We start from the raw sequence: 17610 nt of genomic DNA, 5'->3' as shown, positions 1-17610 counted from the left end.
GTTGACCGAGTTGCAAGTTTATTGACCAGCACTTGCGGGTAGCACTTTACCCTTTCTGGGAAAAAGGACGCAAGCAATCAGATCAATATTGTTTAAAAGCTTGCAGCTTATTTTAGTTAAGTTTGATGAATTTGTAGTGAAACTGCGCGCGATGTTGCGATTTATCCATCTTTTATCAAAGGGTTTTTCTGTTCTCGCTATTCCACTTGTTGCTACAATGCCCACAAATTACTCGCCTCTCACCAGCAAGGGATCTGTTTTTGCGCAATGTGCAGTTACAAGTAAACACCGAAAACGCCCGTTATTTGCTAAGTAATGGTCGCTTGGTGGCATTAATGACCGCTGCGTATAGCCTTATTTGGTGGTGCTTGTTTACCCCTAGCCTCTCTTCGAATATCCATTTGATATGGTTGGTCTGCATGTTGCTGCTGTCGACCGTATTTTATTTTTTTGCGCGAATTCAAACCGAGCTGGTCGAAGACTTTGTACCGGCCCCGCAGTTAACCCGTTATTTTAGTTTAGCCACCAGCTCCGGGGTATTATGGGCTGTGGGAATATTGTTGTTTATGCCTGAGCTTCCGACATCAGAGCGCTTATTGTTGGTAATGCTGGTGGGGGCTTTGTTGTCTTTAGTTGTGGTGCCCAATTTATTAAGCATTCGCAGTTTTAACGGCTTTAGTATTCCGCTGTTGTTGGCCTTGTTGGTCTCGGTAATAGGCGCTAGTCGCACCGAATGGGTGGCTTGTTTGGTATTGTTACTTAGCTGGGGTGTACTCAACATAGTGTTGCGCCGGGCAGAACATTTGGTGAAAGCGAGCTTCTCCGAAGGCGCGCTTAATAAAGTGAAGGCATTAGAGCTGGCCGACAGCCACGCCCTTATGCGCCACCAAAGTGAGCGCGATGCACTTACCGGCCTGTATAATAGGGCTATATTTGAGCAAACGCTGGCCTTACATTGGCGTTTAAGTAGCAGGGCGAATACTTCTTTAAGTTTATTGCTGATCGATGTTGATTTCTTCAAGCCTTATAACGATCATTACGGTCACGTTGCTGGCGATCAATGCTTAAGCAAAGTCGCGAGTTTGTTTACCCAAGCCCTGCAGCGTGAAGACGACATTGTTGCCCGTTATGGCGGCGAAGAGTTTGTAATGGTATTGCCCAACACCGATACCAAAGGCGCATTGCAAGTTGCCGCGAGAGTTAGAACACTGATGGCTGAGGCTAAGCTACGACATGAGTACTCGTCGGCAGCAGGGTATGTGACCGTGAGCATTGGTATTTCTTGTTTGATTCCAGTGGCTCAGCAAAGCACCAAAGAGATCGTAGATAAAGCCGACAAGGCACTATATAGAGCCAAGCAGTTAGGTAGAAACCAAGCTGTAGTGGCCGCCCGTGGAGAAGTATAATGAGTATGCAGTTGCATCGTATTGAAGAATTAATCGATTTACTCACACCGGTTTGGAAACAACAACCGGAGCTTAACTTAGTAGAAATTATCACTCAAATAGCCGACCAAGCAGGGTTTGATAAACCCATGAGTGAACTGACCGACGACGTGCTTATTTACCAGCTTAAAATGCTAAGCATTGGTAAAGACGACATGATTCCTGGCATTGCCAAAGATTGCGAGGATGATTTTAAAACCGCCTTATTAAAAGCACGTGGCGTAAAAGTTTAATTTCTTAAGTGGCAATTGCAGCCGCAATTGCCTTTTTGCTTAAGCAAAGGCATTAGTCACATCAGTGCCTCCCCTCATAAGGATTGAGTGATGAGTGAACGTATTCCCGTTAAAGACGTCAGCCCCAAACCTCGCGCGGCTAAAAAACGTGCGCCAGTAGATCGTTACAACCCCCAAGAACAAATTTATGTGCGTGAGCAAAAAGGTGTATTTCAACGCTTGCGTAAATACATGGGCTGGTTTTTTATTGCCGCGTTTGTGATTGTGCCGTTTATTCCCTATGGGGATCGCCAAGCGATTTTATTAGATATGGGCGCGCGTCAATATCACTTCTTTAGCTTAACGCTGTGGCCACAAGACTTATTGCTACTAGCCTGGTTCTTCATTATTGCTGCCTTTGCTTTGTTTTTTATTACCACCTTTCTAGGCCGGGTATGGTGCGGGTATTTATGTCCACAAACGGTGTGGACCTTCATTTTTATTTGGTTTGAAGAAAAAATTGAAGGCAGCGCCAATAAGCGTAAAAAGCTAGATAAATCGTCCTGGGACTTTAACAAGATTTGGCGAAAAACCGCTAAGCACGGTGCGTGGATAGCGGTATCGGTGTTTACTGCCTTGTCGTTTGCTGCCTACTTTGTTCCGGTTAAGCAGCTGTGGTGGGACTTTTTCACCCTAAACGCCAGCGGTGCGGTTAACTTCTCGATTATTTTCTTTACCGTGGCTACCTATGCCAACGCCGGTTGGATGCGCACTATTGTATGTACTCATATGTGCCCTTATGCGCGTTTTCAGTCGGCCATGTTTGATAAAGATACCTTTATTGTTGGCTACGATACCGAGCGTGGCGAAAGTCGTGGACCGCGTAAGCGTAACTCAGACCATAAAGCCTTAGGTTTAGGTGACTGCGTTGATTGTGATTTGTGTGTGCAGGTGTGCCCTGCGGGCATCGATATCCGCGAAGGTTTGCAATACGAGTGTATTAACTGTGGCGCCTGTATTGATGCCTGTGACCAAACCATGGAGAAAATGAATTACCCTAAAGGCTTAATTCGTTACACCACCGAGCACAACCTAGCCGGGCAAAAAACCGATGTTCTGCGACCCAAGTTAATTGGCTATGGCCTTGTCTTAAGCGCCATGCTGGTGGCCTTTATTTTCACCTTGCTTAACGTTAAGCCGATGCAGTTAGACGTATTGCGTGACCGAGGAGCATTGTATACCGAAAACTCGGAAGGTTTGGTGGAGAACTCTTATACCCTCAAAGTGATTAATAAATCTTCTGAGGCGCGCGAGTTCCACTTAAGCGTACGTGGTTTTGAAGAGGTAGAGTGGATAGGCCAACAAACGGTAACGGTTAAGGGCGGTGAAGTATTTAATTTGCCAATTACTCTGGCCAGCGACCCTTATCTGTTTAAACGCTCAAACATTGATATAGAGTTTGTATTAGAAAGCGGTGACGACCAGTTTATTCAAGCTAGCCGCTTTATTAGTGGCGGCTAAGCTAGCATGACCTTGGTCTTGGCCTGTTTAGCCACCTTACTGGCGCTGCCTTACATCTTGGCAGCGCTGGGTTCGGTAGTTCGTAAGCGCCAGTTGGGGCGGATTGATAATCACAACCCGCGCCAACAAGCCGCCCAGTTAGATAGTTTTGGACAACGCATTTATGCGGCTCAGCAAAATGCCTGGGAAGCTATCATTCTATTTGCTGGCACCTTGTTGCTTGCCCATTTAGCTGGCCTTAACTTCCAGCTTATTCAAATCCCTGCCTTATTGTTTTTAGCCGCTCGTCTAGTTCATCCGGTAGTTTATGTTTATGGCTTAGCTACCTTGCGCTCGTTGGTGATGGGTTTGGCATGGGCCAGTTGCATTTACATAGTGGTGCAAGCTTTTAGACTGCTAGCTACTTAGTCGCTGGTCAGCCCTTTTACTGCTACACTGCGCCGATAATCTCTCGTTGAAGTTTTGCTATGAGCGCCTTTCTATTTGCTGAATTGCATCCCGATCTCATCCTCGATGCTATTGAATCGCAGGGTATCTACCCAAGCAGCGGTTTACTCGCTTTAAATTCTTATGAAAACCGGGTGTATCAGTTTAAAGCTGAAGATGGCTTGCGCTACGTGGTGAAGTTTTATCGCCCCGAGCGTTGGAGCCAAGCGCAAATATTAGAGGAACACCAGTTTAGCCTATCCATGGCTGAGGTTGATGTGCCGATTGTTGCGCCAATAGTGCGAGACGGTAACACTTTGTTTGAGTATCAGGGCTGGCTGTTTACCATTTTCCCCAGCGTGGGTGGGCGTGGTTTTGAGGTGGATAACCTTGACCAAATAGAGCGTGTTGGCCAATACCTGGGGCGTATGCACCAAAAAGTGGGCACGACCTTATTTGAGCATCGCCGTTCGATAAACACCGAAGAAATGCTCGACCAGCCTTTAGACTTTTTACGTGACTGGCTGCCCGAGGGTTTAAGCCTGCCGTTTTTTACCATTGCCGAGCAGGTGGCCGATGCGGCTAAAGCGGCTTATCAACCTAAAAGCATTATTCGTTTGCATGGTGATTGCCACCCCAGCAACATTTTGTGGCGAGATGGCCCGATGCTGGTGGACTTAGATGACGCGCGCAATGGCCCTGCGGTGCAGGATCTATGGATGATGTTGGCTGGTGATGACAACGAGCGACGCTTGCAGCTTGAAGTGCTGTTAGAAGGCTATGAAGCTTTTTGTGAGTTTGATAACAGCGAGCTGGCTTTGATAGAACCGCTGCGTGCAATGCGTATGATTCACTACATGGGCTGGTTGGCTAGGCGCTGGCAAGATGCTGCCTTTCAACGTGCTTTTCCTTGGTTTAACTCGCAACGCTACTGGGAAGACCAGATCTTGGCACTCAAAGAGCAGTTATCGGCGCTGCAACAGCCGCCACTGTCATTAACGCCAGCCTATTAATGGAGCCTATGTTATGAGTGTAGAGATAGAACGTAAATTCTTAGTGAGCAGCGATGCCTTTATTGGCCAAGCTAGCGAACAAACTCGCATTGTGCAGGCTTACCTCAATAGCGATAAACAACGCACCGTGAGAGTTAGAATTCGTGGAGAGCAAGGCTTTCTTACCATCAAAGGTAAAAGTAATCAGTCAGGCTTAAGCCGTTATGAATGGGAAAAAGAAATTGCCCTCGCTGATGCCGAACAATTGCTAAGCCTATGTGAGCCGGGGGCGATTGATAAAGTGCGCTACCTGGTGCCGATGGCTAAACATGTTTTTGAGGTGGATGTATTTGCGGGCGATAACCAAGGTTTAGTGGTGGCCGAAGTAGAGCTCAGTAGCGAGCAAGAATACTTTGAACAGCCAGACTGGCTTGGTCAAGAAGTTACTGGGCAAGCTGAATACTATAATTCTCAACTGAGTCAAAAGCCTTTCAAAAACTGGTGATAAACAGGGTGTTTGTTCACAATACTTAGGCTTATTCTCGATTTGTACTGGCATCCTGCGGCTAGCCGTATAGGATTGATATAAAAGGTGAATAACTTGTAACGAGGTTGTGAATGACAAACTTTGTCACCCCCGTTGATGCACTTATGCATTGGCAAAAGCAGGATCCGCAGCGCGTTTATCTACGTCAACCTATCGATGGCGTATATCATGAGAAAACTTGGGCAGTGGTGGCGCGAGAAGCTGGCCAAATTGCTCAAGGCTTGGTATCACAAGGCCTAGAGCCTGGTGACAAGGTGGCCATTTTAGCCAAAAATAGTGCTGAATGGTTCATTGCTGATCTAGCCATTATGATGGCTGGCTGTGTAAGCATTCCTATTTATTCCACCGCTAGCGTCGATACTATTTCTTTTGTGCTCCAGCACAGTGAAGCTAAGCTATTGTTTGTCGGTAAGTTGGACGAGTGGGGCAAACAAGCCTCGGCGGTGCCTATTGGCTTAAAAACCGTGGCCATGCCCTATCCCACAATGCCTTGCCACATTCAATGGAGCGATTGGCTGAAAGATATGCCAGTGATTGAGAAAAATCACCTGTGGGATGCCCAAGATATCATGACCATCATTTATACCTCGGGCAGTACCGGTGACCCTAAAGGCGCCGAGGTGAGTTTTGCTGCTTACCGCTATGCCTGTGAAAAGCTCATTGATGTGCTAGAGGCGAGCAGCGAAGATCGAGTTATGTCTTACCTGCCTCTGGCGCATATTACCGAGCGGGTTTACATTCAAGGTACCAGTATCTTTAGTGGCCAGTTTAGCGTCTCGTTTGTAGAATCCTTAGATACCTTCCCCGATAACTTGCGCAGTGTGCAACCTACCTTGTTTATTTCTGTGCCGCGCTTGTGGGCTCGCTTCCAACAAGGGGTATTTGAAAAACTGCCACCGAAGAAACTCAAACTGTTGCTATCTATACCGCTGGTTTCTGGCTTAATTAAACGCAAGATTAAAAAGGCACTGGGCTTAAATAAAGCAAGGATACTTGGTTGCGGCAGTGCGCCAGTAGCGCCTTCACTGCTACGTTGGTACCAAAGCCTTGGGCTGAATATTTCGGAAGCTTGGGGCATGACCGAAAACTTGGCCTATGGCACTTTAAATGTTCCTTTTAGAGCGGATAAAATTGGCACTATTGGCAAAGCTGGTCCCGGTGTAGAGATAAAAATCTCTGAGCAAGGAGAAATTCTTGCCAAGGGTGATGGCATGATGCAAGGCTATTACAAGCACGCCGAGCTTACTGAAGAGTCGATTGTTGATGGTTGGCTGCACACCGGTGATAAAGGCGAGATAGACTCGGAAGGTTACGTAAAAATTATTGGCCGATTAAAAGAAAGTTTTAAAACGGCGAAAGGAAAATATGTAGCCCCCGTTCCTATTGAACAGAGCTTGGCTGAAAATTCGATGGTTGAGCAGGTATGTGTGGTGGGCAGCGCCCTCACGCAGCCTTGTGCTTTGGTGGTGTTAGCGGCTGAAATGAAACAGCACTCGCAAGCGCAAATTGAAGCTAGCTTAAATCGCACCCTTAAAAAGGTGAATGAGCCATTAGAAAGCCATGCGAAGTTGTCACACGTGGTGGTGGTAAACGAGGATTGGAACGTTGATAACGCCTTGCTTACCCCAACTCTAAAAATTAGACGAAACCAAATTGAACAACATTATTCGGTGTTAATTCATCAAGATGCTAACGCCACTGTAATGTTTGAAATGGGATCTTGGTAAACGTAAATTTGTGTCAACAACATAGTCAACGATTGACCGAGCTGATGCTAATCATTATGCTCGGTTTTTTATAAAGTTCACTGGAAGGAAATACCGAGTGATGAAGAAACTACTGATTGGTTTAATGGCAATGCTTACTTTGCCAATGGCAATAGCGGCTGACTTTAAAGAAGGCACCCACTACGATGTGATTAAGCAAACTGCTACCGCTAAACCAGAAGTTATCGAGTTTTTCTCGTACTACTGCCCGCACTGTTTTAAGTTTGAACCAGTAGCAGAGGGTATTAAAAAATCCCTACCAGAAGGCGTAGCGTTCAAAAAGAACCACGTAAGCTTTATTGGCGGCCAAATGGGTGAAGAAATGGTTCGCGCTTTTGCTGCAGCAGAGATGCTAGAAGTAGAGCCTGCTATTAGCAATGCCATCTTTGACTCTATCCATAACAAACGTCAAAACTTCACTAGCCGTGACGATATTCGCAGCATCTTTGTTGCCAACGGTGTAGACGGTAAGAAATTTGATAGCGCAGCCAATAGCTTTGTTGTGAACGGCATGGTTTCGCAAATGGAAAAGAACACCATGAACTACAAGATTCGTGGTGTGCCTGCCTTAGTGGTTAACGGTAAATACCAAGTTAACACTGGTTCGGTAAAATCAATTGAAGAATTAAACGAGTTAGTTAACTACTTGGTTAACTTAAAGGGCTAGTCTCTTATACTCTTTAAAAAGCAGCCTAGGGCTGCTTTTTTTGTTTTTACAAACCTAATTTTTACAAGCCTAAATCAACCTGATATTGCTGCTCGTAAGTGGCTAATATCTCGTTGATTTTGCCACTTTTTTGTAGCTGATTAAGGCTTGTTTGCAGGGTTTGTAAGGCGCCTGCATCAGTGTTTTTATTGCAGGCAATAGCGCGCAACGAGCTATAAAATGGGAAGCCTTGTTTTTGAATGCCCAAGGAGTAATGGTAGTGCACATACGCCGAGGACAAGATATCACTGGCCCAAGCTTGCGTGCGTTGGCGTTGCAGTTTTTTAGCGCTGTTAAGATTGGTTTTAGCCAAATCAACCTCTACTCCCAGAGTTTCTAAATACTCGCCAATACCACTACCTAAGTAACTGCCTATTTTTAGTTGTTTGAGATCTGCAATGCTGCTCAACGGCGTAATGCTTTGTTGAGGCTGGTAAACCGCAAAACGACTGATATACATTGGGCTAATCCAAATAAAAGAGCTCTCTCTGGCTTGGCTACGTTCGATGGCAAAAACACAATTATTCGGAGATTCCAAAGCCATCAAGTAGGCCCGTTTTAAAGGTAATAATCGGGTGCTTATGTTTAAGCGACTATGTTGTTTGAGTAGTTCATAAATCTCAATATTAACTCCCGCCAGCCCCCTTTGTTCTTGGACGACATAAGGCGGGTCGATATAGGTATTAAACACGAGCTCAAGGCCTTGCACTGGCAAGCTTAATGCTAGGCTGGCACTTAGCCAACTGGCTTTTAAGGCTGCCATTGTTTAAGCAACTCATTGTAGTTTAAGGTTTTTCCGGGTGGTTTTTCATTTTCTAGTTTTGGCTTGGGTGAACCTGGATGAGCCAGCCATAGATCAGCTTGCTGGGCAGAAATCAGTTTAGGACTACAAGGGCCGGGGCTTTCTTTACCAATTTTAGCTAGGGCTAAGTCCATGCTTTGTGCCAGTTCCTGCATAATTTGTGGTACTGCCTCACCATGATCGCTGGCGCGACCGATGTATTGCCACCATAAAGACGACAAGGCCGGATAGTTGGGCACATTTAGCCCAGTGGGGGTCCATTCATTGCGCGCATTGCTTTGATAGAACTCTACCAAGCCACCCAGCTCTTGTGAGCGCTGGCTAAAAGCTGGTGACATCACATCACTTTGGCGAATCGGCGTTAAACCTACCATGGTTTTGCGCAATGATACGGTTTTAGCCACATTGAATTGGGCATATAGCCAAGCGGCTTGTTGACGTTTTAAAGGCGTAGACTTTACCAGGGTCCAAGCGCCCACATCTTGATAACCAGATTTCATGCCAGGCTGCCAGTAAGCGCCGCGTGGTGACGGAGCCACTCGCCATAAGGGTAAGCCGTTTTCATCGGTAACTGCTAAATCAGGCTGGCTTAAATCGGCGATAAAGGCGGTATACCAAAAAATCTGTTGGGCGATGTGGCCTTTAGCTATTTCGGCACCTGCTTGGCTAAAGGTCATTTTTTGCGCCTCTGGAGGGGCATAGCGCTTTAGCCAATCAACATACTTTTGAATGGCGTAGATCGCCGCAGGAGAGTCCAGAGCGCCGCCCCGCCTCATACTTGCGCCAACGGGTCGGCAGCCGTGGCGGCGAATGCCCCATTCGTCTACCGGTACGCCATTGGGCAAACCTACATCGCCCATGCCTGCCATAGACAGCCAAGCATCAGATATTCGCCAACCGAGTGACGGGTCGCGCTTGCCATAATCCATATGTCCATAGACTTTTTGGCCATCTATTTCTTTTACGTGTTCGGTAAAGAACTCGGCAATGTCTTCGTAGGCCGACCAGTTAACTGGCACTGCTAAAGGATAGCCGTAAATGGCCTCAAATTGCTGTTTCAGCTCTGGGCGTTCAAACCAGTCTTGACGATACCAATATAAGTTGGCGAATTGCTGGTCAGGGAGTTGCAACAAATCGCCGTAAGGGTCGGTGGTAAAGGCCAGGCCAATAAAGTCTTGAATATCGAGAGTAGGCAAGGTGACATCTTTAGCTTGGTGTTGCATAAACTGGCTTAAATTGACGATCTTGCGAGAGCGAAAATGGCCACCGATTAAGTCACTGTCGCTGACATAAATATCGTAGTAATTTGTGCCTAGCTCCATTTGGCTTTGCAGCTTTTTTACTACGTCATCTTCGCCGCTGATTTCATGGATAACTTTGATGCCGGTGAGTTGGTAAAATAGCGGCGCTATAACTGTGGCTTCGTACCAGTGGGTATTAATTCGCTCTGAAATAGCGCGAATGGTCATGCCTTGATAGGGTTGTGCGGCTCGCTTGAACCAATTTAGCTCTTCTATTTGCTGCTGTTGGCTTAGGTTAGACGGCTGAAATTCTTCTAGCCAAGGGCTAAAATCTTCCGCCCAGCAGCAGCCTGCTAGCCAATAAAGTATCCAAAGCGATCCCCGCAACACATCTCTCCATCATTTTTGCTCCTATAAAAATAGCAGTAAAATCAGGCTGTCAGGATCTGGCCTTGGATATTGTGAACAGAGTTAGTCTTTTAGAACGCTTTGTAGATATTGATCTTTATTTTGCCAAGTGCCATCGAGCCAAAGCTTAAAGTGGCGCTTAAATTGTTTGTCTTGCAGATAGTCGCCGCGTAAGTCTTGGTTAATCGCTATGGTATCGATTTTCACCACCACTTTATCGAGCTTTCCAGATAATAAGGCTTTAAAAGGCGGCAGCGCTTCGGTGGTGCCTGGATAAGCCAAAGTAACATCAATAATCTGGTCAAACTGCTCACCCAGCGCTGAGAGGGTGTAAGCAATACCTAGCGCCTTTGGGGGTAATAGGTATTGATAGTTTGAGTGAGATTGTTGCTGCTTCTGTTGAGTGAAGCGGGTGCCTTCTACAAAATTGATGACGGTGGTGGGGTTGCTTTTAAACTTCTCACAAGAGCGCTTGGTAGATTCTAAGTCTTTTCCGCGTTTCTCTGGATGCTTGAGCAAGTATTGGCGCGAGTATCGGCGCATAAAAGGCATGTCTAAAGCCCAACAGGCTAAGCCAACAAAAGGCACGTACAATAGCTGCTGCTTTAGGAAAAATTTCGGCATGGGAATACGCGAGCCAAACAACATACACAGTAGTACTATGTCGGCCCAGCTTTGATGATTACAAATCATCAAGTACCAGCTTTTCTTGCTGAGTTGACTCTTATCTTCAATCACAAACTCGGTGTTGTTAACCAGCCTAAATATGGCGCGATTCATTTCGCTCCAGCACCACATTAAAAAGTTGGTTAATTTGCCTACCCAAGGATAAAGACCTTTAGGTAACAACAGCTTAATGATTCCACAAACAATGATTAAAGAGCCCACCATGGCGGTATTCAAAATGGCTAAACTGGCAGAAAGAATCATTAACAAGGGTGCTGGAAAAAAACGTAACATAGTGGTCGATATAGCTCTTTAAACAGCCAAAGGCTGGTAGTTATTGAGATTTAAATCAGCTTAAATTATGGTTGGCGCCATTCTAGCACTTTTTTTGATAAGCGAAACGCTGACCACTGTATAGTGTCTGTCACCGAGCTGCCAAATTATCACCGCAAGGAACAATACAATGAGTGAATTTAACTTACATCCACAACTTAAAAAGGATGGCATTTGGCTGGGAGACTTTGAGTTATCACGAGTATTGCTGATTAACGATAGCCAGTTTCCTTGGTTGGTGTTGGTGCCAATGCAAAATGATATTGGTGATATATATCAATTGGATAGTTGCCAACAAGCGCAGTTTTGGCGAGAATCTAAACGCTTAAGCGAAGCGGTAATGGCGCTTTATAAAGGCGATAAGCTAAACCTAGCTGCCATTGGTAATATGGTGCCACAGCTGCATGTGCATCACATTGTGCGTTTTCATGATGATGCTTTATGGCCGCAGCCTATTTGGGGCAAGTTAGCTGCCAAGCCCTATAGTGAACAACAAAAACAACAACAAATAGCTCAGCTACAACAGGCTTTACAGCCTTATTGGCAACATGTAGTTGAATATTAATCGGTAATTTAGTCGCAAATTTACAGTAGGAAAAACTATGGACGGTTTTTGGAAGTGGTTATTTATCATCGTTATGGTGATGGTAACCGTAAGGTGTGAAACCAACAGTTCACTTTACAAGGCAGAAGAAAACGGTATTCGTTTTGAAGCGCCGCGCTTTTTGGTTACCCCAATCATATGGGTGGATAAACAAGTGGGTGAATCGCTTGAATGGGGCTTCAACTCACCCTTTGCCGATGATTATGAGTTTAAGTTTGCTAAAGCCAGAGAGGAATCCCCTGCTCTGGCTGAATAGCTAGCTTAATTAAAGCGGAGGTTTTTGAGGTGAATGCTCAAAGCCTCTGCTACACCAGACAAGTGGCTATGTACTTGTTTTCCTTGCTCTGCTGCGCCTGCGTTTGCTTCGCTGCCATCACGTAGAGTGAGTACATTTTGGTTAATCTCATCACTGGCTAAGCGTTGTTGCTCGGTGGCTACCGCTGTTTGCTGGTTACGCTGCTCCAAATTGTTCACCATATTTTCAATGCTTTCAATTTGTTGAATGTTTTGCTGCGCTTGCTCAGCCTGCAGTGCTAAACCTTCGGTGGTACTAACAATTTCTGTTTCTACAGTGACCGATACTTGTTGAAGTTGCTCGATGGTTTGCATTATCTCTTCGGTAGACTGCTGGGTGCGCGAAGCTAGGCTGCGCACTTCGTCGGCCACCACGGCAAAGCCTCGACCTTGTTCCCCTGCTCGGGCGGCCTCAATAGCAGCATTTAACGCCAGTAAGTTAGTTTGTTCAGAAATCGAGTTAATTACGTCAACCACCGAACCGATGTTTTGGCTGCAATCGCGCAATTCGGCCACAGCTGGTTTTGCTGAAGCCATTTGCGCCGACAGGGCGCTCAAGCTTTTAACTGTGTTGAGCTGTTGCTGCAGGCTTGCACCAGCTAGCTCTAAGGCTTGCTTAGAAACCTTGGCAGTCTCTGCGCTATTGTTGGCCACTTCTTCTACAGTGCTGTTCATTTCGGTCATCGCAGAAGCAATTTGGTCAATTTCAGAAAACTGCCTTTGAGTATTGCCGTGAGTGGCATCAGTGGCTGATGCGAGCTCTTCATTGGCATCGAGTAGGTTATCACTCGAATGTTTTACGTCTTGCAGTAAGCCTTGAGTTTGCAGGCGCAGGCTTTCAAGTTGCTGGCCAATATTAGAAAACTCATTGTGGCCACTTACTTTAATTGTCTGTTGGTAGTTACCTTTGGCTAAGCCTTTAATGGCGCTATCAAGTTCTTGCATTTGGCTAGCCAAACTGCGACTAATTAGCCAAGTTACTAGGCCAAATAAACCGAAGGCTAAAGCCAAACGCAGCAATGTGTAGAAATAGATACTGTTAAGTTGGCTATCTATTTGGTCGATGTAAACGCCAGTTCCAATTATCCAATTCCAGCCTTCAACCTTTTTAACGTAAGACAGTTTGGCATGCATTACTTGGGTTTGTGGATGCAAAAAGTGATATTGCACAGCACCTTCGCCCTGCTGATTTACGGTATCGCGCATGGCTTGCCAATGCGCCAAGCCTTTTGCGTCACGCACCTGGCTCATATCTTTACCAATACTGCTAGGGCGGATGGGGTGCATTAGCAACTTAAGGTTTAAATCGTTTACCCAAAAGTATTCGTTACCTTGATAACGCAGTTCAGCTAAAGCCGCTAGCGCTTGTTGTTGGGCTTGTTCACTGCCCAGGGTTTGTTCTTGTTGTTGGTAGTGCTTAACTAAACTAGTGGCTAGATCCAGGTTGGCAGCCAATTGGGTTTGATAACCTTGGTACAAAGTCTCTTTGATTTGCTGGGTATTGTTCCAAGCCTGAATGCACACCACGATTAACACCAGTAGCGAACTTAACAGAAAGAGTTGCGGAATTTTGATTTTGTTGAACATAGTTTTATTTTTAAGATGGGGTAAAACTATGTTCAGTTAAGAATGAGGTTTTGAGCTTAATTAAGATCAAATATCTTGGAGGAAAAAACTCAAAATTAAAGCAATTGCTCTATTTTTGTCATTTATTCCTGATCTAGCTTGTCCCAAGCATCTTTGTTCATCTGCATTTTGGCCCACCACTCATCGCTTGCCACAATTTGCCCTTCATCATCTACTTGAGGAATGGGCAAACCTTTGCGCCTGCAGGCTTCAGCAAAAATTGGGTGACCACCTTCAAACAAAATGCGATTTTGCTCTGTTTTATCAACCATGCTTGGCGCTTGGTACATGCCGGCGATTTCGCGTTGGCGTTGTGCTTCATACAAAATTAGTGCGCTAGCTACCGATACATTTAGTGATTGCACCATGCCCACCATAGGAATAATGATGTCTTGGTCGGCCAAAGAAAGAGCTTGGTCGGAGATCCCGTACTTTTCTTGTCCCATCAAAATAGCTGTGGGTTTGGTATAGTCTATTTCACGAAAATCTACTGCGCTATCAGACAAGTTAGTCGCAAGAATTTGCATGCCGCTATTACGCATTGCCGCTACTGCGTCATCAATGTTCTCGTGATTATGTACTTTTACCCAGTTTTGGCTGCCAGTGGCGGTGCCGCGACGGATTTCATCTTGGTAGTTTTCCCATACTGCATGCACGTGGTCTACACCTACGGCATCACAAGTACGCACAATGGCCGACAAGTTATGTGGTTTGTGTACATTTTCCATGCACACGGTGAGGTCGGTTTGGCGAGCATCTAACATTGCACGAATGCGTTGATAGCGTTCAGGAGTCATGGTTTTCTCGTTATTTATTGCGTAAGCGAACGACACGTAATACTTCTGGCATTACGCGAATTTTTCGCATGATATCGGCAAGATGAATACGGCTATGAGTGGTTACCAGTAGGTCAACGGTGTATACCCGACCTTCTTTTTCTTCGGTAACAATATTCACAATGTTAGCGCCGGTGGAGGCTACCACACTGGTTAGGCTAGCAAGTATGCCTTGGTGGTTAACCATATCAATGCGCATTTCAGTTTTGTATTCAGCTACTTCGGCAGCATCTTTAGACCAATCAACATTGATGTAGCGATCAGGCTCTTTTTGATAGCCGCTAATGTTCTTACAGGCTTCCATGTGCACCACCAAGCCTTTACCTTGGCTTATGTGGGCAACTACTGGGTCACCAGGTAATGGGCGACAACAGTTAGCGTAAGTGAGCAACAAGCCTTCGGCGCCTTGAATAGCAATCTTGCCTTTGCCTTCGAGATTGCTTAGTTCGTCGGTATTACCTAATAAGCGGCGTGCCACTACGATGCTCATGGCATTGCCCAAGCCAATTTCAGCGAGTAAATCGTTGAGTGAGTCGGCTTTTAGATCTTTAAGCACCTGTTCTAGTGACTCTGGCTTAATTTCGTCTAACTTAACGCTGCCCAAGGCATGATTAAGCAAGCGGCGGCCAAGGTTAACTGATTCTTCGCGGCGCTGGTTTTTAAGTAGCTGGCGAATTTTGCCGCGAGCCTTACCGGTCACCACAAAGTTTAGCCATGCGGCGTTGGGGCGAGCCCCTGGCGCGGTAATAATTTCTACGGTTTTACCATTGCTTAGCGCTTTACTTAGCGGGAAGGGATGGCGGTTAACCCGCGCGCCTACACAGGCATGGCCTACATCGGTATGCACCGCGTAGGCAAAGTCTACCGGGGTGGCACCAGTGGGCAACTCAATAATTTTACCTTCAGGGGTAAATACATAAATTTCGTCTGGGAAAAGATCGGTTTTTACGTTTTCGATAAATTCGAAGGAAGAGCCGGCGCTTTGTTGTAGCTCTAACAAGCTTTGCATCCAGCGCTGAGCGCGAATTTGTGCGGTGGTGCCTGGGCTTTCGCCAGCCTGTTTATAAGACCAATGTGCGGCTACACCTTTGTCGGCCATTTGATCCATGTGTTCAGTACGAATTTGTACTTCCACAGGCACGCCATGTGGGCCCACTAAGGAGGTATGTAGGCTTTGGTAACCGTTAGCCTTAGGAATGGCGACATAGTCTTTAAATCGGCCGGGACGTGGCTTGTACAAGCTGTGGCTTAAGCCTAATACTCGGTAACAAGTATCGAGGCTGTCTACAATGATGCGGAAGGCATAAATATCCATTACTTCATGGAATTGCAGCTCTTTGTTCACCATCTTTTTGTAGATGCTATAGAGATTCTTTTCGCGGCCGGTTACCGAGGCCTCAATACCCGCTTCTTCAATACGTCCCTGCAGCTCTTGGTGTATACCGTTGATCAGTTCAGTGCGGTTACCACGGGCATTTTTTACCGATTCTTTGAGTACTCGGTAACGCATTGGGTACAAGGCTTCAAAGCCCAGCTCTTCCAATTCGTTTTTAATGCTGTGAATACCCAAGCGGTTGGCGATTGGCGCATAAATTTCTAGGGTTTCGCGAGCAATGCGGCGGCGTTTATCGGGGCGTAAAGAGCCTAGCGTGCGCATATTGTGAGTGCGGTCAGCCAGTTTGATGAGGATAACGCGAATATCTTGCACCATCGCCATCATCATTTTACGAAAGTTTTCTACCTGCGCTTCTTTTTTGTCGCGAAACTTAATTTTATCAAGTTTACTCACGCCTTCGACTAAATCGGCTATTTCGCTGCCAAACTGCTCTTGAAGCTGCTCGTAAGTTACTGGGGTATCTTCAATTGTGTCGTGCAGAACAGCCGCCACAAGTGTTTGATTATCAAGCTTTAGTTCGCCAAGGATACGGGCCACAGCTAAAGGGTGAGTGATATAAGGCTCACCGCTTGAACGGAATTGTCCCTCATGGGCGTCTTTGCCCAAAATATAGGCATCACGTAATAGGTTTACGTGTTCTTCACTTAGGTAGCTAGAGGCGACTTCACGCAGGCTTTCGAATAAATACAAACATTACCTCATCAGCGGAGGAGCGCAGAAATAGATATGATTGAATTATGGGAGTTTTACCGTGCAGAGTAAACCCAGCACGGTAATTTTATAGACGGGGACGAATTAGATGCGTTTATCGGCGATAGCGGCAACGGCTGCCAATTCGGCGGCTTCACGTTCCTGACGTTCCTGACGGTCTTGAGCATCCATTGTTTCGGTGGTGATCAAACCTTCTTCAATTTCACGCAAAGCGATAACGGTTGGTTTGTCGTTATCTACTTCAACTAGAGGGTCTTTGCCTTCTACTGCGATCTGACGCGCGCGACGTGCGGCGATAAGGACAAGATCAAAGCGATTGCCGACTTGTTCTACTGCATCTTCTACTGTTACTCGTGCCATGCACAGCTCCGTTGACTAAAAATGACGCAAGATCCTAGCCGATCTTATCAAGATTTACTAGGACTTAGCGTGATTATTTCGATAAAAGTTCATCTAACAAGCCGCGATGTTTAGCCGCTTGCTGGCGGGTTTGTAATCTTTGTCCGGTAATAATGGCAGTGAGCTCACTTAAGGCTTCGTCAAAATTACTGTTAATGATTAGGTAGTCGTACTCATTATAATGAGACATTTCACTTTCTGCTTCGTCCATGCGTTTCTTAATAACATCGGGGCTATCTTGACCACGCATGTGCAAACGGTTTTCTAATTCTTCGCGACTTGGCGGTAAAATAAATACCGATACCGCTTCAGGCATCATTTGTTTTACCTGGCGAGCGCCTTGCCAATCAATATCTAAAAATACATCAATGCCATCGGCAAGGGTTTTTTCGATCGTGTGGCGAGAGGTGCCGTAAAAGTTGCCAAATACTTCGGCATATTCAAAAAAAGCCTGTTCGCTGATTAGCCTTTTAAATTCATCATGGTCAACAAAGTGATAATGGTTACCGTCTATTTCACCGGGGCGTGATGCTCGGGTAGTGTGAGAAACCGATACTTGAGCAGGATAGGCACGATGGCGTGAAAGGTACGCATTAATCATGCTGGATTTGCCGGCGCCGCTGGGCGCTGAAACTATGTATAAAGTGCCGGTGATTGCCATGTTGAATTCTAAGCGAAT

General features: G+C 45.9%; 18 protein-coding genes. 10 read left to right on the top strand and 8 right to left on the bottom strand.

Going from position 1 to position 17610, the window contains the following annotated elements; all coding sequences use genetic code 11:
- The first annotated feature begins 269 nt into the window (after window positions 1-269).
- The 8 genes from G6R11_RS17040 to G6R11_RS17005 all read left to right on the top strand — a co-directional run bounded on the left by G6R11_RS17040 (window position 270) and on the right by G6R11_RS17005 (window position 7576).
- Window positions 270-1406, top strand: coding sequence for a diguanylate cyclase (locus G6R11_RS17040; protein ID WP_240352500.1), 1137 nt, complete (start codon window positions 270-272; stop codon window positions 1404-1406).
- 5 nt (window positions 1407-1411) lie between these two features.
- Window positions 1412-1678 (top strand): YihD family protein, encoded by a 267-nt coding sequence (locus G6R11_RS17035; RefSeq protein WP_163134342.1) that lies wholly within the window; start codon window positions 1412-1414, stop codon window positions 1676-1678.
- A gap of 90 nt (window positions 1679-1768) precedes the next feature.
- Window positions 1769-3178, top strand: a complete 1410-nt coding sequence (gene ccoG, locus G6R11_RS17030; RefSeq protein ID WP_205472898.1) for a cytochrome c oxidase accessory protein CcoG — start codon at window positions 1769-1771, stop codon at window positions 3176-3178.
- 6 nt (window positions 3179-3184) lie between these two features.
- Window positions 3185-3586: an MAPEG family protein gene (locus G6R11_RS17025; RefSeq protein WP_163134268.1), complete on the top strand. Its 402-nt coding sequence runs from the start codon at window positions 3185-3187 to the stop codon at window positions 3584-3586.
- Window positions 3587-3645: 59 nt separating this feature from the next.
- Window positions 3646-4617, top strand: a complete 972-nt coding sequence (locus tag G6R11_RS17020; protein WP_163134267.1) for a serine/threonine protein kinase — start codon at window positions 3646-3648, stop codon at window positions 4615-4617.
- Window positions 4618-4630: 13 nt separating this feature from the next.
- A complete protein-coding gene (locus G6R11_RS17015; RefSeq protein ID WP_163134266.1) occupies window positions 4631-5101 on the top strand; it encodes a CYTH domain-containing protein in 471 nt (156 codons plus the stop codon).
- A 113-nt stretch (window positions 5102-5214) separates the two neighbouring features.
- Window positions 5215-6870 carry an AMP-binding protein gene (locus G6R11_RS17010; RefSeq protein WP_163134265.1) on the top strand — a complete coding sequence of 552 codons (1656 nt, stop codon included), beginning with the start codon at window positions 5215-5217 and terminating at the stop codon, window positions 6868-6870.
- Window positions 6871-6970: 100 nt separating this feature from the next.
- Complete coding sequence (locus tag G6R11_RS17005; RefSeq protein WP_163134341.1) at window positions 6971-7576, top strand: thiol:disulfide interchange protein DsbA/DsbL; 606 nt, start codon at window positions 6971-6973, stop codon at window positions 7574-7576.
- A gap of 61 nt (window positions 7577-7637) precedes the next feature.
- Here G6R11_RS17005 and G6R11_RS17000 read toward each other — a convergent pair whose 3' ends face one another.
- The 3 genes from G6R11_RS17000 to G6R11_RS16990 all read right to left on the bottom strand — a co-directional run bounded on the left by G6R11_RS17000 (window position 7638) and on the right by G6R11_RS16990 (window position 11026).
- The gene (locus G6R11_RS17000; RefSeq protein WP_163134264.1) at window positions 7638-8378 is read right to left on the bottom strand and encodes an ABC transporter substrate-binding protein; all 741 of its coding nucleotides are present in this window, start codon (window positions 8376-8378) and stop codon (window positions 7638-7640) included.
- Window positions 8366-10027 carry an ABC transporter substrate-binding protein gene (locus tag G6R11_RS16995; RefSeq protein ID WP_163134340.1) on the bottom strand — a complete coding sequence of 554 codons (1662 nt, stop codon included), beginning with the start codon at window positions 10025-10027 and terminating at the stop codon, window positions 8366-8368. The genes G6R11_RS17000 and G6R11_RS16995 overlap by 13 nt, the downstream gene beginning before the upstream one ends.
- Window positions 10028-10129: 102 nt before the next feature.
- Window positions 10130-11026: an acyltransferase gene (locus G6R11_RS16990; RefSeq protein WP_163134263.1), complete on the bottom strand. Its 897-nt coding sequence runs from the start codon at window positions 11024-11026 to the stop codon at window positions 10130-10132.
- Window positions 11027-11195: 169 nt separating this feature from the next.
- Between G6R11_RS16990 and G6R11_RS16985 the strand changes: the two genes are divergently transcribed.
- Window positions 11196-11630, top strand: coding sequence for an HIT domain-containing protein (locus tag G6R11_RS16985; protein ID WP_163134262.1), 435 nt, complete (start codon window positions 11196-11198; stop codon window positions 11628-11630).
- A 37-nt stretch (window positions 11631-11667) separates the two neighbouring features.
- Window positions 11668-11925 carry a hypothetical protein gene (locus G6R11_RS16980; RefSeq protein ID WP_163134261.1) on the top strand — a complete coding sequence of 86 codons (258 nt, stop codon included), beginning with the start codon at window positions 11668-11670 and terminating at the stop codon, window positions 11923-11925.
- A 5-nt stretch (window positions 11926-11930) separates the two neighbouring features.
- On the opposite strand, the gene G6R11_RS16975 is transcribed toward G6R11_RS16980, so the two are convergent.
- From G6R11_RS16975 to gmk, 5 genes are all read right to left on the bottom strand, one after another.
- Window positions 11931-13550, bottom strand: a complete 1620-nt coding sequence (locus G6R11_RS16975) for a methyl-accepting chemotaxis protein (protein WP_163134260.1) — start codon at window positions 13548-13550, stop codon at window positions 11931-11933.
- Between the two features lie 122 nt (window positions 13551-13672).
- Complete coding sequence (trmH, locus tag G6R11_RS16970; RefSeq protein ID WP_163134259.1) at window positions 13673-14386, bottom strand: tRNA (guanosine(18)-2'-O)-methyltransferase TrmH; 714 nt, start codon at window positions 14384-14386, stop codon at window positions 13673-13675.
- 10 nt (window positions 14387-14396) lie between these two features.
- Window positions 14397-16511, bottom strand: coding sequence for a bifunctional GTP diphosphokinase/guanosine-3',5'-bis pyrophosphate 3'-pyrophosphohydrolase (gene spoT, locus G6R11_RS16965; protein ID WP_163134258.1), 2115 nt, complete (start codon window positions 16509-16511; stop codon window positions 14397-14399).
- A 105-nt stretch (window positions 16512-16616) separates the two neighbouring features.
- The gene (gene rpoZ / locus G6R11_RS16960; protein ID WP_137673491.1) at window positions 16617-16892 is read right to left on the bottom strand and encodes a DNA-directed RNA polymerase subunit omega; all 276 of its coding nucleotides are present in this window, start codon (window positions 16890-16892) and stop codon (window positions 16617-16619) included.
- A 73-nt stretch (window positions 16893-16965) separates the two neighbouring features.
- Window positions 16966-17592 (bottom strand): guanylate kinase, encoded by a 627-nt coding sequence (gene gmk / locus G6R11_RS16955; RefSeq protein ID WP_163134257.1) that lies wholly within the window; start codon window positions 17590-17592, stop codon window positions 16966-16968.
- Window positions 17593-17610 lie beyond the last annotated feature (18 nt).

Origin of the sequence: Agarivorans sp. Alg241-V36, from assembly GCF_900537085.1 — a bacterium.
GTDB lineage: Bacteria > Pseudomonadota > Gammaproteobacteria > Enterobacterales > Celerinatantimonadaceae > Agarivorans.
This window is presented reverse-complemented; position numbering and strand designations above follow the sequence as displayed.